Raw genomic sequence first — 16643 nt, 5'->3', positions numbered from 1 at the left:
CATGGAACGTGCGTGGGTCGGCCCGCTGTACTGGATCCAGTGGGCTGGGGGACACCGCCGCCTACATCCCCGCGGGCGGCGGACCGGTCCGGGGGGCGAACTCCGCCTCCCGGACTGTGCGTTGCGCAAGCGGTGCGCAAGGCCTGTACGGAGCGTGTCCGCGCCCGTCCGCCTCCCACCGAATTGGCCGAAAACCGACGGCCTCCCCTGAGGGCAATCAGGGCTCCCACCACGTGAGTTGAGGGCGCGAAGGGCGTCCTGAGGGAGCGTATCGGGGGCGCATTCACGTCGACCTGCCGGGGTGGGTCCGGGCGTTCCGGATGGGGTGCCTCGCGGGCCGGGGTCGCCCGGTGGTGGTCCGGTGGCGGTCCTGAGCGGATTTCCCCCGGTGCGGGGTGGCGACTGCCGATGACCTCAACAGGCGCTGTATGAAGGGTATTTGCCGGTAGCGTGCCCCCCGCGTGACGGCGCGGACGTTCGCGTGGGGGCGCACTTCGGGGAGCGCAAGCCGCCGCAGGGGCCCTCCCGTACGCCTCCTTCGTGGCAGCATGGTGCCGAGTTCGTACGGTGCACTGGTTGTCCACAGCCTGTGGAGGCGGCGATGCGATGGTTGGTGGGGTGGAGCAGCACCGTCGCCAGAGCGTCCGCGATCGGCTCGGCGGGCGCCACGGGCAACGACGGAGAGACCGTGCACCCCGTCGGTTCCCAACTCCTGTGGGGTGACCCGGATCCGCTGTGGGCCGTCGGCGACTGGCGCCCCGACGAGGTGCGCGTGGTCAAGGCCGACGCGGAGAACCGCATCGCCGTCCTCGGCACCTGCGGGGCCTCCGACGACGAGCTGCGGGTCGGACTGTTCGCCGCGCGCGGCGGAGCGCTGCGCCACCTCACCAACTGGTCCGGCAGCTACACCGCGGTCGTCCAGGTCGGCCGCCGCGTGACCGTCTGCGGCGACCTCGCCGGTGCCCGGCCCGTGTTCTACACCCCCTGGGCCGGCGGCACGGCCTACGCCACCGCCGCGCTCCCGCTCGCCGACCTCATCGAGGCCAACCTCGACTTCGGGCACCTGGCCGCGATGCTCGCCGCCCCCGACGTACCGGCCGCCGTGCACGACTCCACCCCCTACGAAGGCGTGCGCCGCATCCCGCCGGGACACACGCTCATCCTGCGGGCCGGAGCCCGCGAGATCGCCGGGTACGAACCCGTCGCCTCCCTCGCCGTCGCCGCGCCCATCGCCGATCCCACGATCGCCGTGGACGCCGTACGGGACGCCCTGGTGGAGGCCGTCCGCGCCCGCCTCTCCGCACCCCGCCATGTACCCGGCGCCGACGTGGACCCCGGGCCCGTGCCCGGCATGGGGCCCGCCGAGCGGCGCGCCGCCCGCGGGACACCGGTACCGGGTATCGGGGCCGACCTCTCGGGAGGGCCCGCCTCGGGAACCCTCGCGCTGCTCGCCGCCGGCCTTCCCGGAGCGCCCGGCACGGTCCTCGGACACGGCACCGGTGCGGGGGAACGGCTCCTGGCCGTCACCTTCAACGACCTCGCCGTCCGCGGGCGCGAGGCCGAACTGGAGCGGGCCGGGACGCTGGCCGCGAACCCCAGGCTGCACCACGTGGTCGTCACCGGGGGCGAGGAGACGCTTCCCTACGCCGACCTGGAGGGACCGCTGACCGACGAGCCGGGACCCTCCCTGGTGACCGCGGCACGCCACCGCGCGCGGCTCGCCTCCGGCAGCGCGGACCACTTCACCGGCTACGGCGCGCGGCAGGTGCTCGACGCCCACCCGGCCCGGCTCGCCGACCTGCTCATGGACCGCAAACGACGCCATCTGGTGCGACCCGTCGCCGCGTTGACGAAGGCCGACGGCTCGGTGATGGTCCCCGCGCGCGTGTACGGCGCGGCGCGCAAGCTCGCCCGCACGCCGTACCGCACCGGGGTCGAGGTCCTCGCCGAACAGTTGCTGCACCGGCGGTTCGAGGAACCCGGGGGCGCGGTGGGCGCGTCGCTCGCCGCGCTCAGCTGGGCGAGACCCGGGCCGGCGGCGCGCTGGCTGACCGGCGAGGCGCTGGCGGAAGTATCGGTTCGCCTCCAAGGGGGCGGGGGACGTCCGAACGTCGGTCCCGGACAGCGGCCGGGGGACTTCCGTGCCAGGGCCGCGCTGGCCCGCCACGCGGCCGACGTCCGTGTCCTGGAGCAGGCCGCCGAGATCCGCTTCCAGCGGCTGCACACGCCGTTTCTGGACAACCAGGTCGTCCGGGCGTGCCGTGCCCTGCCGGAGGCGCTGCGGGTGCAGCCGGGGGCACGGGCGGCGATCCTGCGTACGGTGCTGGAGGGGGCCGGGGTGGCCGATCTGCCCCCCGGCTGGGGGGCTCCGTCTCAGTCGTCCTCCACGGCGGCGGCCCGCACCGGGGTGCGGGTGGCGGCCGATTCCCTGGTCTCCCTGTTCGACACACCGTTGCTCGCGCAGGCCGGGCTGGTCGAGGCGCGCGTCGTCCGCAAGGCCCTGCGCTCGGCCGCGGAGGGGGCGCCGCTGCCGCTCGACGGTCTGGCCGATCTCGTCTCGCTCGAACTGTGGCTGCGGCGGTTGCTGGCCCGGCGCGGAACCTGCTGGACGGGGACACCGGCACGCCAACGCGCCGTTCCCGCGGGGATAGTTCCGCAGGGACGGGCGCTCGGGGCGGGTGCCCAGCGGGGCTGAACCTGCGCGCCGGGTCGCTGCGCTCGCGGGTGCGGGTGTGTTGTGGGTCGGGGCCGTGCCGGTGCATCAGCCCGTCGCCGTTGGGTGAGGGGTGGGCGTCGGTGGCGACGGGCATCGATGTACCGGCACGGCCCCTCACGTGCGTGAATTTCAGCCTCTCCGGCGTTTGAGGAGCGGGGGCCGGGGCGGAGCCCCAGGTTCGGGTTGGGTAGGGGCGGAGGGGGCGAAGGAAGGTTTTGGTGGGGCGGGGAAGAAGGGGGACCTTGGCGGCTCGGGAGGGGTCAGGCGGTGACCTCGGGCGGGCGGGCGGTGAGAATGGGGGCGTGCGGTACAGGATTCTGGGGGTTGCCCAGGCGGAGGACGACCGGGGAACCCTCGTCGCGGTGGGCGGCCCCCGGGTCCGCGCGCTGCTCACAGCCCTGGCCTGCCACCCCGCCCGAACCCTCTCCCCGGACACCCTCATCGACGAGGTATGGGCGGACGACCCGCCCCAGGACGCCCCCGCCGCCCTCCAGGCGCTGATGGGCCGCCTCCGCCGCGCCATCGGAAAGGACGCGGTCACCTCCGAGGCCGGCGGCTACCGCCTCCGCGCCGCCCGCGACGACGTGGACCTGTTCGTGTTCGAGCGGCTCGTCACGGAGGGCAGGACCGCGCTCGACGCGGGCGACGCCCGTACCGCCGCCGCCCGACTGGGCGAAGCCCTCGCCCTGTGGCGCGGCCCCGCCCTCGCCGACCTCCCCGACCGCACCGCCGCGACCCGCCCGGAGGCCCTGCGCCTGGAGGCGACGCGCAGCCGCGTCGAGGCGGACCTGCGTCTCGGCCGCGCCGCCGACGTCGTACCGGAACTGAAGGAACTGACGACGGCCCACCCGTACGACGAGGCGCTGCACGTCCTGCTCATCCGCGCCCTGCGCGAGACCGGCCGGAGTGCCGACGCGCTGGCCGCGTACGAGGACGTGCGCCGGGCCCTGACGGACGGTCTCGGCGCCGATCCCGGGCCGGAGCTCCGGGACCTGCACGCCGCGCTGCTGGACCCCCGGGACGCCCGCGGAGCGCGGGAACCCGGGGCCGCCACGGGCAGTGGCGCACCGGACGCCGGCCCGCGTTCCGGGGACCCCTCCCGTGCCCAGCGGACCGGGAACATCCGTCCGCGCCTGAACTCGTTCGTCGGACGGGAACGTGAGGTCGAGGCCATCCGCGCGGATGCGCGGGGGGCACGCCTGGTCACGCTCACCGGACCGGGCGGTTCGGGCAAGACCCGCCTCGCCGAGGAAGCCGCCGCCGGGCTCGCGCAGGCGTGGCTGGCCGAGTTGGCCCCGCTCGACCGGCCCGAGGCGGTCCCGGGCGCCGTGGTCAGCGCCCTCGGCCTGCGCGAGACAGCCCTGATCACCAACGAGATGGCGGGCGCGCAGGACGACCCGGTCGCCCTGCTCGTCGAGTACTGCTCCCCACGCAGCCAGCTCCTGATCCTCGACAACTGCGAGCATGTGATCGACGCGGCGGCCGAACTCGCCGAGACGCTGCTGACCCGCTGCCCGGGGCTCACGATCCTCGCCACCAGCCGTGAACCCCTCGGAATCCCCGGTGAGTTGGTGCGCCCGGTCGAGCCGCTCCCGCCCGATTCGGCCCGCCGCCTCTTCATGGAACGGGCCTCCGTGGTGCGCCCCGAAGCCGCCACCGCGCTCCACGACTCCGCCGCCGTGGACGAGATCTGCCGACGGCTCGACGGCCTGCCCCTGGCCATCGAGCTGGCCGCGGCCCGCCTGCGGCTGCTCACCCCGCGGCAGATCGCCGACCGGCTCGACGACCGCTTCCGGCTGCTCACCTCCGGAAGCCGTACGGTGCTGCCCCGCCAGCAGACCCTGCGCGCCGTCGTCGACTGGTCCTGGGATCTGCTCGACGAACGGGAGCGGACCGTACTGCGCGAGGCCTCCGTGTTCGCGGGCGGCTGGGACCTGGCAGCCGCGGAAGCCGTGTGCACCGGCCCCGCCGCCGACCTCATCGGGGCGCTCGTCGACAAGTCCCTCCTCGTCGCCACCCCGGACCCCACGGGCGGCGACGGCCGTCCGTACGGACCCGGTGACCACGACGGACGGGGCGACGGGGACCGGGACGCCTGGGCGGGCGGCGGGATGCGCTACCGCATGCTGGAGACCATCCACGAGTACGCCACCGAGCGCGCCGCCGAGGTTCCCGAGCTGCGTGCCGCCGCCGAGCGGCGCCACCGCGCCTGGGTGCGCGCCCTGACCGCGGAGGCCGAGCCCCAGCTGCGCTCGGCCGGCCAACTCCCCTGGATCCGGCGCCTGGAGACCGAACTCGACAACATCCGGGCCGCTCTGCGGCGCGCGCTCGCCGCCCATGACGAGGAGGAGGCGGGCGCTCTCGTCCTCGACATGGGCTGGTTCTGGTGGCTGCGCAACTTCCGCTACGAGGGCATCTCGTGGACGGAACGCGTCCTGAAATTGGGGGCGCTGCTCGATACGCCGGCCGGTGACCGTCCGGCGGCGGCCGTCGGCGCCGTGTCCGCCGCCGGTGACGGCCTCCTCCCCGAGCTCGGGGACGTCGATCCGGTGGGCGCCTTTCTCGACCATCCCGAGCGTGACGCGCGGCACCCGCTGCACGCCATGCGGATGCGGGTGCGCATGCTCCACCTGTTCATGAAGGTGGACGTCGTCCCGCTGGACGACTGGGGCGACAAGCGGCTGCGGGAGTACGTGGGGCGGGTGCGGGGCGCCTTCGAGCGGGGCGGTCCGGACGCGGCGCGCATGCCGGGGATCATCTGGCCGATGGCCGCGCACTTCCTGGACGACCCGGACGACGTGGGACCCGCGATGAACTCGGCGGTCGCCAACTGCCGTGAGTTCGGCGGCGAATGGGAGATCGGCGTCGCCCTGATGTTCCGTACGCACATGGTCGTCGACGCCCCGGGCGGCATGCCGGGAGTGGACGAGGACCTGGAGGAACTGCGCGGACTCAGCCGACGCGTCGGGGACCGCTGGATGCGAGCCCAGGTGTGCAGCGCGGCCGGTGAGGCGGCCATGGCACGCAGCCGGTTCGACGAGGCGAAGAGCGAGTACGCGGAGGCGCTGCGGCTCGCCTACGAGGTGGGGGCGTACGCGGAGGTGCCGTTCCTCATGGCGCGGCTGGCCGAGATCGCCCACCGCGCCGGCGACAGTCCGCTGGCCCTGGCGACACTGGACGAGGCGAGCGTCGCCGCCGACCAGTACGGGGTGACCGACTCCCGGGCGTTCGTCCATCTGCTGCGTGCCCAGGTCGTCCTGGACCACGGGGAGGTCGCCCTCGCACGCGAACTGTGCGACAAGTCGCGCGAGGAGAGCCTCCGGGGCACTCCGCCGCCCCAGTTCTCGGCGGGGCTGAACCTGGTGCACGCCCTGGTCACGGCCGCCGAGTCCGGCCCCGCGCCGGGACTGCGGAAGCTGAGCACGGCGCTGCGGCACGCGATGGACGCGCGGTGCGCCGACGTGGTGGCGTCGGGTTTCGTCGAGAGCGCGGCGCGGCTGCTCACCGAGCTGGGGGCCCACTCGGTCGCGGCGCGGCTGCTGGCCGCCGGCACCGGCTGGCGTGGCGGGGATCTGCGGTCCGCCCGAGAGAGCGCCGCCGTGCGGAGCACCGCGGCCGCGGCTCTCGCGGCGCTCGGCCCGGAGCACTACGCGTCCGAGCGCGCCCGAGGCTCCGGCTACACCCAGGAAGAGGCCCTCGGCGACCTGGCCGAAGCCCTTGAGGCGTACCCCGAGTCGCATCCCGCCGCGTGATCCGGACGGCGGGCCCTAGGTGATCACCGGCACCGGAACTTCGATTCCGCCCAGTCGCCCAGCGACGTCGAGTCGAACGGGGTGCGGGGTTCGACGACGAGCCGGACCGTCCGGTGGCCGGTGAGGTTCACATGGACGGGGACCGCCGGGTCGCCGCCCTCGATCAGCGGTGACCGCCACAGCCGCGACCCGTCCGCGTAGACGGAGAAGCGCAGCCTGCCCAGGCCCAGCATCAGATCGTCGACACCGGCCATGGCGTCGTACGAGCTGCACTCGCGGTTCAGGTCGATGGTGACGGAGGACCGGCCGTGGACGGTCACACCGTGCGCGTACCGGGTGTTCGCGATGCTCATCGCGTGGCGCTGCCACACCCAGCTGCTCGCACCGATCCGCATCTCCGGCTCGGTGTGGTCGCCGATGACGTCGTAGTCCAGGTCGCTCCACCGGTAGACGACGGGGGCAGGCGGGGGAGGCGTGGGCTCCGGGGCGGGGTCCGGCGGGGGTGGCTTCGGCAGCGGGGCCGGGGTGGGGGACGGCGTGGGGGACGGACTCGGGCTCGGGACCGTCTTCGGCGCCGGCTTGGGGGCGGGTTTCGGCTCCGCCGGGGAGGGCGGGGCGGGGGCCGGCTCGCGGACCGCCGGCGGTGGCTTCGGCGTGGAGGACTTCCCGGGCGGTGCCGGCGACGGCACCGGCGCCTCGACGGCGGGCGAGGCGGCCGGACCCGCCTCGGGCCGCCGGGCGGGGCTGTCGTTGCCCACCAGGGACAGCGCGACCGCCGCCGCGGCCACCGCGACGACACCCGCCGCGATGCCGGCCTTGACCGGCGCGCCCAGCCCCTCGGAGACCGCGGCGCCGCCCCCGGCGCCGACACCTCCCGAGCCGCCGCCCGCCACGGCCGCCGCGCCCGCGGCTCCGGCCGCGCCCGCTCCGGCGCCACCGGCGATGAGCGCGACGGCCTTCGCGTACCCGGCGGCACCGAACCAGCCGATGACCGCGACCGGCACGACCCCGGGGATCCCGCCGGCCACTTCCTTGATCTGGCCCGCGGCCAGCCGGCACCTGGCGCACTCCTCCAGGTGTTTGCGCAGGCCCCGTTCGGCACGGGTGCGCAGGCCGCCGCGGGCGTAGGCACCGAGCCGGTCGGCGTGCCGCGCGCACTCCTCGTCCAGGGTGAGCGTCGTGCTCACGTGCGCCTGGAGGTAGGCCTGCCGGAGTCCCTCGCGGGCGCGGCTGGCGAGCACACGGGTGCCGTTCGCGTCGAGACCGAAGAGCGTGGCGACCTCGCTCGGGGACTCGTCCTCGACCTCGGTGTGCCACAGCACGGCCTGCCAGCGCTCCGGCAGCGAGCGGAAGGCCCGCATGGCCATGGACTGTTCGGCCTCGTGCATCGCGCGCACATCCGCGCCGAGGTCGAGCGTGTCGTCGTCGGAGACCTCGGATCCGCGGGTGGCCTGTGCGGCGAACACGGCGAAGTCGTCGACCAGTTGCTCGCGTCTGGCCGTCTTCGTCCAGTTCGCGGCGACCCGCCGGACGGTGGTGAGGAGATAGGCGCGCACGGCGTGCTCGGGGCCGCTGCCGCCGCGTACGGCCTGGAGCATGCGGGCGAACACCTCGGCCGTGAGGTCGTCGGCGGTGTGCGTGTCGCGGCAGCAGGTGCGGGCGTAGCGGCGGACGGCTTCGGCGTGCCGGCGGTACAGCTCCTCGTACGCCGTGTCGTCGCCCGCGCGCATCCGCTCGATCAGACCGGCGTCGGGGGGCGGCGGGTCCACGGGGGTTCCCGCCTCGCGCGGGGGCGGCAGAACGCCGTCGTCGTGCACGTCCCAGCGGTCGCGCTGTGACGGCATGCCGAGCTCGGCCGTCGCGGCGTCCGGGCCGTCCCGGTGCCGGTCGTCGCGGTCCCGGCTTCGGTTGTCCGAGCCGTCGCCGTCCCGGCTTACGCGGCTGGAGTCGCCGCCGTCCCGGCTCATGCGGTCAGAGGTGCCGCCGTCCCGGCTCTCGCCGTGCGGGGTTCCGCCGTGCGGGCCGCCCTGGCTCGGCACCCGCCGTGACGGTGAGCCGCCGGTTTCCGTGCCGCCGTCGGCGCCACCGTCACCGAGTGACTCGTCCCGCCCGTCAACACCCATCGCGGAAAGCCCCCGCCTGCACACTCTCGGACCCGAATACCGGGCCAGAGTGCCACAGGCGCCCCCAAGGGAACGTACGCGTACGGACCAACCACTCGTCCGAGGGGACTTGTCGCTCTGGAGTACTAACTGTCACCCGTTCGGGGAATGTTGAAGAGTCGCCGTGCGCGCGGAATCAGTCGTTCCGCACCGAGTGCGGCCGGGAAGCGCGATGCCCCCGGGGCGAGTGACGTCACTCGCCCCGGGGGCATCGGGGTGTTCACGCGCGACCGCGCGCTCGGCGGCGGCCGCGTACACAGGACCCCGCGCACGCGGAGCCCCTTCGTGCCCCGCCGTGCCCTCGTGCTCCGGCACGCCTCCGTGTCCGGAACCCGCTCACACCGCGGGTGCCTTCGAGCCGGCTCACGCGGGACGCGAGCGCAGGCCCTCCAGCAGGATGTCCAGAAGCCGGGCCGAGGCCGCGGCCTGCTGGGCCGCGTCCGGCAGCGATGGTGCCGCCGTCGCGATGACCAGCAGGACGTCCGCCACGGTGACGTCGGCGCGCAACTCGCCCGCCGCACGCGCCCGGTCGACGAGCCGCCCGACCACCTCGAGCAGCGCCGTCGCCCCGGCGTCGTCCACCGCGGCGATCACCTGCTCCTCCTCGGGAGCGGACCGCTGCTCGACGAGCCGCAACTCGGGCGCGGGCTGCGACCGCTGCTGCGGCACCCGTGCCTCGTCGTGCTCGGGACCGTCCTCGGCCACGCCGACCCGCAGCACCTGCGGCGGCAGCAGCCGTCCGGCGCCCGAGGCCACCGAGGTCCGCAGGAAGCGCGAGAGCGCCGACCACGGCTCGTCCTCCTGACCGAGCGCGGAACGGGCCTGGTCGGTCAGCCGGGAGGTCTCCTCCTCGGCTATCCGGCGCACCAGGACGTCCTTGCTCGGGAAGCGCCGGTACACCGTGCCGACACCGACCCTCGCCCGTCGGGCGACGTCCTCCATCGGCGCGCCGTACCCCAGCTCGCCGAAGACCTCGCGCGCCGCCCGCAGTACATGTTCCAGATTGCGCTGTGCGTCCACACGCAGCGGTGTCGTACGCGGTCCGTCCGTCGGACCGCGGCCGTTGCCGCTCGTCACCGCGCCCATCGCACCACCAGGTGCGATGGCTGACGCGGAAGACCAATGAGAGTCCTGAATATGCATAAGCGTTCCCCCGGTAATGACGTCTCCCCCCGGAGACTCTCCCCGCCATCGACAGACCGGAGCGTGCGGAACAAGCTGGTGCGCGAGTCCGCCGTGCGGAACCGCCGAGCGCATCCCCCTACACCCCGTCGACACACGAACATAGTTGAGAGGGGGTCAATTCAGAAGGGGCAGGTTCCGCACGGAGCGCCCCCCGATCGGAGTACGGACCCCGTACGTCCCGATTACACCCTGTCCGAATACCCCCCTCACCCACCTTGACCTGCGGGTTTTCCCTAGACTCCGACAAATCGGCCAACTCCGCACGTTGTCGGCGACCGGTCACACAAATTGTCGGGGCTGTGGACAAACTCCGGAGCGGGGTGCGTCATGGGATGGTGAAGGAACGTGCGCGCATTCTCATCGTCGGCGGCGGCTACGTCGGGATGTACACCGCCCTGCGCCTCCAGCGGCAGCTCAAGCCCGAACTGAAGCGGGGCGAGGTCGAGATCACGGTCGTGTCGCCCGACCCGTACATGACCTATCAGCCGTTCCTTCCCGAGGCCGCCGCGGGCTCCATCTCGCCGCGTCACGTGGTCGTCCCGCTGCGCCGGGTCCTCGACCGGTGCCGGATCGTCATCGGTGAGGTCCGGTCGATCGACCACGCCAAACGCACCGCCACACTCACCACGCTCGCCACCGAGGAGGAGGGCGCGGGCGCCGAGCAGCTCACGTACGACGAACTCGTGCTCGCCCCCGGCTCGGTCTCGCGCACCCTGCCGATCCCCGGACTCGCCGACTTCGCCATCGGCTTCAAGACGGTCGAAGAGGCCATCGGCCTGCGCAACCACGTCATCGAGCAGATGGACATCGCCTCCTCCACCCGCGACCCCGCGATCCGGGACGCCGCCCTGACCTTCGTCTTCGTAGGGGGCGGCTACGCCGGCGTCGAGGCGCTCGGCGAACTGGAGGACATGGCCCGCTACACCGCGCGGTACTACCACAACCTCAAGCCCGAGGACATGAAATGGATCCTCGTCGAGGCCTCGGACCGCATCCTGCCCGAGGTCGGCGAGGAGATGGGCCGGTACACGGTCAGCCAGCTGCGGCGGCGCAACATCGAGGTACGCCTGGAGACCCGCCTCAACAGCTGCGCGGACCGGGTCGCCGTCCTCAGTGACGGCGCGCGCTTCCCGACCCGCACCGTCGTGTGGACGGCCGGCGTGAAACCGCACCCCGTCCTCGCCGCGACCGACCTCCCCCTGAACGAGCGCGGCCGGCTCACGTGCACGCCCCGGCTCACCGTCGACGGCGTCGCGCACGCCTGGGCCGCCGGGGACGCCGCCGCCGTCCCCGACGTGACCGCCGGGCCCGGCAAGGAGACCGCGCCCAACGCCCAGCACGCCGTGCGCCAGGCGAAGCTCCTCGGCGACAACCTCGCGCACACCCTGCGCGGCGAACCCCTGGAGACGTACTCCCACAAATACGTCGGCTCCGTCGCGTCCCTCGGACTGCACAAGGGAGTCGCGTACGTCTACGGGCGCAAGCTGAGGGGCTATCCTGCCTGGTTCATGCACCGCGTCTACCACCTCAGCAGGGTGCCGACCTTCAACCGCAAGGCCCGTGTGCTCGCCGAATGGACCCTGGCGGGTCTCTTCAAGCGGGAGATCGTGTCCCTCGGTTCGCTCGAACACCCCCGTGCGGAGTTCGAACTGGCGGCCGGGGGAAAGCCTCCGACCGACCCGAAGGGGTCGTCCTGACCGGACCGAGGAACTCCACCGGCAGGGACGGCGTCTGACGGATGCAGGCCCGGTCGGTCAGACTGCCAGACAGGTCCACGACTTTGGGCGGGTGAACCGCTCGCCCTTCTAACACGAGGCTTTCCCCACTGTGAACTTCACGCGCTGGAGCGCCCGGCTCCCCGGAACGCAGCGCCGCGCCGCAGCGCGGACCGAGCACACGGCCCCGCACACGGCCGCCCCGGACCGGCGCGGCGAAGGCTCCGTGCCGGCGGCCCGCGTCGAACAGCTCACCGACGACGCCCCTCCCGGCCTCGCCGTCGACGAACTCCCGGTGCGCGCGGTCCTCGACCGCGTCCCCGCCCTCGTCGCCCTCGTGCACGGTCCCGAACACCGCGTCTCGTACGTCAACGACGCCTACACGGCGGCCTTCGGCGCCCGCCCCGCCGGCGCGCCCGCGCGCGAGGCACTGCCCGAACTGGACGAACTCGGCCTGCTGCCGCTCCTCGACCAGGTCCTGCGCAGCGCCAAGCCCCGCACCGTCAAGTCCCGCAAGGTGTCGACCGGCCGCTCCTACACGTTCACCTGCACGCCCGTCGACATCTCCCCGGAGGCCGACGGCCGCGGCGTCCTCGTCTTCGCCACCGACGTCACCGATCACGCCGAGGCCGCCGAGCGGCTGCGCGCCAGCGAACGCCGCCAGCGCGAGACCGCCGTCACCCTCCAGCGTTCCCTGCTCCCGCAGGAACTGGAGGAGCCCGACGACCTGCGCATCGCCGCCACCTACCTGCCCGGCGGCACGGAGGCGGCGGTCGGCGGCGACTGGTACGACGTCATCACCCTGGGCGGCGGCCGCACCGCGCTCGTCATCGGCGACGTCATGGGCCGAGGCGTCCGCGCGGCCGCCGTCATGGGCCAGCTGCGCACGGCCGTGCGCGCGTACGCCCGTCTCGACCTGCCGCCGCACGAGATCCTGCAACTCCTCGACGGCCTCGCCACCGAGATCGACGCCAACCAGATCGCCACCTGCGTGTACGCCATCCACGACCCGAACGAGGGCCGCCTGGTGTACGCCTCCGCCGGCCACCTGCCCATCCTGGTCCGCGACGAGAACGGCATCATCCACCGCGGCGACGAGCCGACAGGACCGCCGCTCGGCACCGGCGGCTGGCTGCACGCCTCGGGCTCGGTGCCCCTGGGCCCCGGCTCCACCGCCGTCCTGTACACGGACGGCCTGGTCGAGCGCCGCGACGAGGACCTCGACGAGGGCATCGCCTCCCTGGAACGTGCCCTGGCCGGCGCCACCGGCAGCCCCCAGGTGGTCTGCGACCGCCTGGTCCGCGCGGCCGGCGTCACCGCCGACCACGACGACGACGTCGCCGTCCTGGTCCTCCAGCACCCTTCCCGTACGGGCTCCGACAGCGAGCTCTTCCGCAACGCCGCCCTGGAACTGCTCGGCGGCATGGAAGCGGCCCCGCGCGCGCGTGCCTTCGCCTCCGGCGTGCTCGCCAGCTGGCGCTTCCCCGGCGACCTGCACGACCTCGGCGTCCTGGCCGCCAGCGAACTCGTCGCCAACTCGCTCCAGCACGGCACCCCGCCGATGAGACTGCGCCTGCGCCGCACCGACCGCCGCCTGATCATCGAGGTCACCGACGGAGACGACCACCTCCCGCGGCGCCGCCGCGCGGAGCCCGGCGACGAGGCGGGCCGCGGCATCGCGATCGTGGCCACGATCGCCTCGAACTGGGGCTCGCGCCGCACACCGGGCGGCGGCAAAGCGGTGTGGTGCGAGTTCGCGCTCCCGCGCGCCGGGACCTGACCCGTCCCGCGCGTCCCCTGGCCGAGGGGGCGGCCGGGTGCTAAGAGCTCCCCATGGCAGACGAATCGGGCTTTCAGCTCAAGGGAAGTGGCCCCGAGCGCTACGAGCGGTACGCGACGCCGTTCATGGCGCCCTTCGTGGAAGCGATCCTGGACGCCGTCGACCTGTACCCCGGAGCCAAGGTGCTCGACCTGGCCTGCGGCACCGGCTTCGCGGCCCGCGCGGCGGCGGCCCGGGTCGGCCCCGCCGGCCGGGTCTCGGGGGCGGACGTCAACCCGGGCATGATCGGCGTGGCCGCGGAGCACGCGCCCCGCATGTACCCGGACATCGAGTTCACCGTCGCCCCCGCCGAGGGACTGCCCTACGAGGACGCGGCCTTCGACGCGGTCGTGTGCCAGCAGGGCGTCCAGTTCTTCCCCGACCTGGACGCGGCCCTCACGGAGGCGGCCCGCGTGACGCGCCCCGGCGGCCGCTTCGCCGCCACCGCCTGGGCCGCCAGAGAACTCATCCCCTACTTCGTCGCCCAGTACGAGGCGGTCGAGGAACACGGCGGCAAGGAACTCGCGGCGGACTACGAGGGCGCGTTCTCCGGCACCCCCGAGCGGCTCTCCGCCGCCCTGCGAGACGCCGGCTTCCACGACGTCGCCGTCCGCCAGGTCACCTTCGCCATCCCGTTCCCGCCCCTCGACGCGTACGCCCCCGGCCAGCTCTCGTCCACATCCTGGGGACAGGCGATCGTCGACACCGCGGGCGAGGACGCACTCCTGCGCGCGGGGCGGACCGTCCACACCCGACTCGCCGGCCACACCGCCCCCGACGGCACCGCCACCCTCCCCTTCACCGCCAACCTGCTGACCGGCATCCGCTGACACCCGCGCCGCGCACACGAAACGGCCGCCACCACGTCCCTTCGTGATGGCGGCCGTTCCGGTCCGCGCCTTCGTCCCGCGGCCCCGGCGGTCAGGCGCTCGCGGGCACCGGCTCGGCCGGAGCCCCGCCCTGCGCGACCACCCGGCTCCGCGCGAGCGACGGCTGATTCTGTACGGGGGTGAGCCGCCGCCCGAGCCGCAGGGCCAGGGCGGTGATACCGAGCGAGAAGAGCAGGAACGTCACGACGTACGGGCCGTGCAGCGAGGCCCCCATCGGACCGCCCACCGCGGGGCCGATCGCCAGCGCGAGCTGCTTCACCAGGGCGAAGGCGGAGTTGTACTGACCCGCCATGCCCGCCGGCGCCAGATCGGCGACCAGCGGAGCGACGGTCGGCGACAGCATCGCCTCACCGAGCCCGAAGAGCGCGTACGTCGAGACGAAGGCCGCCGTCGCCATGGTCTGGCTGCCGTGCCCGAGACCCGCGTATCCGGCCGCCAGCCAGGCGACGGCCCAGATGAGCCCGACCGCGGCGATCACCCGGGACCGCTTGCGGCGCTCGACGAACTTCAGCACCGCGAACTGCGCGACCACGATCATCGCCGTGTTCGCCGCCATCGCCGTACCGAGCGCGGACGTGGAGATCCCGGCCGCCTCGACGCCGTACGCCGACAGCCCCGACTCGAACTGTCCGTAACAGGCGAAGAACAGCACGAAGCCCAGCACGGAGAGCTGCACCATGGCCCGGTTGCCGAGCAGCTGCTTCCAGCTCCCGCCCTTGGACCGGGGCGTGTCCCCGTCGATCCGCGGCGCGTGCGGCATCCGGACGCCCGCCATGATCACGACCAGCACCAGGAACATCGCCGCTTCGATCGCGAACAGGAGCGTGAACGAGCTCGCCCGGTCCGGGTCGACGATGTGACCGCCGATGAGACCGCCGACACCGAGGCCCAGGTTCTGCAGGAAGAACTGCGTCGCGAAGGCCCGCGAGCGGGTGTCCGCCGAGGAGCAGTCCACGATCATCGTCGCGAGCGACGGCTGCATCACGGCCTGCCCGGCACCGAGCGCCGCGGCCGACAGCACCACGGTCGTCGCGCTGCTCGCCAGCCCGAGGCTCAGCGCACCCAGGGCGGCGGTGACCAGGGCGATCAGGAGCACCGGCAGGGGACCGCGCCGGACGATGGCCCGCCCCGCGAACGGCAGCACGACGAGAGCGGCCACGGCGAAGACGGCGAGCACGATGCTCGCCGTCATGGAGCCGAGTCCCCGCACCTGCGCCACATAGACGTAGAGGAAGGGGACGGTAAAGCCGAGCCCGAACGCGCTGAGCGCGTTGCCCACGTGGATCCGGCGCATCGCTGCGCCCATCGCCCTGGTCACTTTCACCTGCCTTGATCGTGAAGCCGTGCCGGCCCCTGCCGGGCACCGTGTCGGTGACACGTTCCCTACGCATGGATGCAAGCCTGAAGACTTCAAAGCTAAAGTTCGAAGTTGAACTCTACATGTTCAAGGACTTCGATGCCAAGCGGCGTCATGCGATACTCGGGCCATGGGCGACACCCCCGGCGTCAGCGAGCCGGCACTCGAAGAACAGATCGCCGCCTACCAGCGCGAGTTCCAGGACCTCGACCCCCAGGTCGAGAAGATCGTCTCGGCGCTGTCCCGCCTCAACCGGCGGATGAACGTCGCCTATGGCCGCCAGACCGCCGCGCTCGGCATCAGCAACGCCGAGTGGGAGGTCCTGAAGGCGCTCGTCCTCGCCGGCGCTCCGTACCGCCTCGGCCCGAGCGAGCTCGCCAAGCGCCTCGGTCTCACCCCGGCCGCCATGACCCACCGCATCGACCGCATGGTCGGGGAGGGTCTGGTCACCCGGGAACGCGACGAGTCGAACCGGGTGCGGGTCATCGTCGAGCTGACCGACGAGGGCCGCGAGAAGTGGCTGGAGGCCATGCGCCTCGCCACGGTCTTCGAGGAGGACCTGCTCCAGGACCTCTCGACCGAGGACCGGGGCGTCCTGGGCGAGGTTCTGACGCGCCTGCTGCGACGGGTGGAGGACGCCCAGCCGGACGCGGGCGGTCGGCTCAGCGACCTCGATTAAAAGATCTTGACAGGGGAGGTTGACACTGCCCTGTCGGATCCGTAAAGTTCTTCGAGTTGTCACGGAGCCGGACTGGTTCCGCGACGGCGCCTCCGCCGCTGATGCGGCACTCAAACCACCAGCATGATCTCCCAGTCGGGATGAATTCGGCGTGTCCGAATTCCATTCGATTTGGGGCCGGCGGCCCGATTAGGAACTGCCGGGAAGATCCGCTAAAGTTTGAGACGTCGGAACGGCCCAACAGCCGGGAAGACAAGCCCCGCTGACTGGGAATCAGGCCCGAAAGGATCTGATAGAGTCGGAAACGCAAGACCGAAGGGAAGCGCCCGGAGGAAAGCCCGAGAGGGTGAGTACAAAGGAAGCGTCCG

Annotated in this window: 9 protein-coding genes; 6 read left to right on the top strand and 3 right to left on the bottom strand. The window is 73.3% G+C overall.

Annotated elements, in window-relative coordinates; translation table 11 throughout:
* Positions 1-601: 601 nt before the first annotated feature.
* Together ACF07B_RS17535 and ACF07B_RS17530 are read left to right on the top strand one after the other, a co-directional pair.
* Positions 602-2695 (top strand): asparagine synthase-related protein, encoded by a 2094-nt coding sequence (locus tag ACF07B_RS17535; protein ID WP_369486542.1) that lies wholly within the window; start codon positions 602-604, stop codon positions 2693-2695.
* Positions 2696-3018: 323 nt separating this feature from the next.
* Positions 3019-6468 (top strand): BTAD domain-containing putative transcriptional regulator, encoded by a 3450-nt coding sequence (locus ACF07B_RS17530; protein ID WP_392179551.1) that lies wholly within the window; start codon positions 3019-3021, stop codon positions 6466-6468.
* 23 nt (positions 6469-6491) lie between these two features.
* Here ACF07B_RS17530 and ACF07B_RS17525 read toward each other — a convergent pair whose 3' ends face one another.
* Positions 6492-8591, bottom strand: coding sequence for a sigma-70 family RNA polymerase sigma factor (locus tag ACF07B_RS17525; RefSeq protein ID WP_392179550.1), 2100 nt, complete (start codon positions 8589-8591; stop codon positions 6492-6494).
* 402 nt (positions 8592-8993) lie between these two features.
* Positions 8994-9773: a TetR/AcrR family transcriptional regulator gene (locus ACF07B_RS17520; protein WP_369483774.1), complete on the bottom strand. Its 780-nt coding sequence runs from the start codon at positions 9771-9773 to the stop codon at positions 8994-8996.
* A gap of 374 nt (positions 9774-10147) precedes the next feature.
* Between ACF07B_RS17520 and ACF07B_RS17515 the strand changes: the two genes are divergently transcribed.
* The 3 genes from ACF07B_RS17515 (at position 10148) to ACF07B_RS17505 (ending at position 14179) form a co-directional block, all read left to right on the top strand.
* Positions 10148-11512 carry an NAD(P)/FAD-dependent oxidoreductase gene (locus tag ACF07B_RS17515; protein ID WP_392179549.1) on the top strand — a complete coding sequence of 455 codons (1365 nt, stop codon included), beginning with the start codon at positions 10148-10150 and terminating at the stop codon, positions 11510-11512.
* A 130-nt stretch (positions 11513-11642) separates the two neighbouring features.
* Entirely contained in the window at positions 11643-13310 is a 1668-nt protein-coding gene (locus tag ACF07B_RS17510; protein ID WP_369483776.1) for a SpoIIE family protein phosphatase, read from the top strand.
* Positions 13311-13363: 53 nt separating this feature from the next.
* Positions 13364-14179: a class I SAM-dependent methyltransferase gene (locus ACF07B_RS17505; RefSeq protein WP_392179548.1), complete on the top strand. Its 816-nt coding sequence runs from the start codon at positions 13364-13366 to the stop codon at positions 14177-14179.
* A 91-nt stretch (positions 14180-14270) separates the two neighbouring features.
* On the opposite strand, the gene ACF07B_RS17500 is transcribed toward ACF07B_RS17505, so the two are convergent.
* Positions 14271-15545: an MFS transporter gene (locus ACF07B_RS17500; protein WP_392179876.1), complete on the bottom strand. Its 1275-nt coding sequence runs from the start codon at positions 15543-15545 to the stop codon at positions 14271-14273.
* A 181-nt stretch (positions 15546-15726) separates the two neighbouring features.
* Between ACF07B_RS17500 and ACF07B_RS17495 the strand changes: the two genes are divergently transcribed.
* Entirely contained in the window at positions 15727-16275 is a 549-nt protein-coding gene (locus tag ACF07B_RS17495; RefSeq protein ID WP_369483778.1) for a MarR family winged helix-turn-helix transcriptional regulator, read from the top strand.
* Positions 16276-16643: the final 368 nt, after the last annotated feature.

It is taken from the genome of Streptomyces sp. NPDC015532 (assembly GCF_043078065.1).
Lineage (GTDB): Bacteria > Actinomycetota > Actinomycetes > Streptomycetales > Streptomycetaceae > Streptomyces.
Note: the sequence above shows the minus strand (reverse complement) of the source record. Positions and strands in the feature narration are given on the sequence as shown.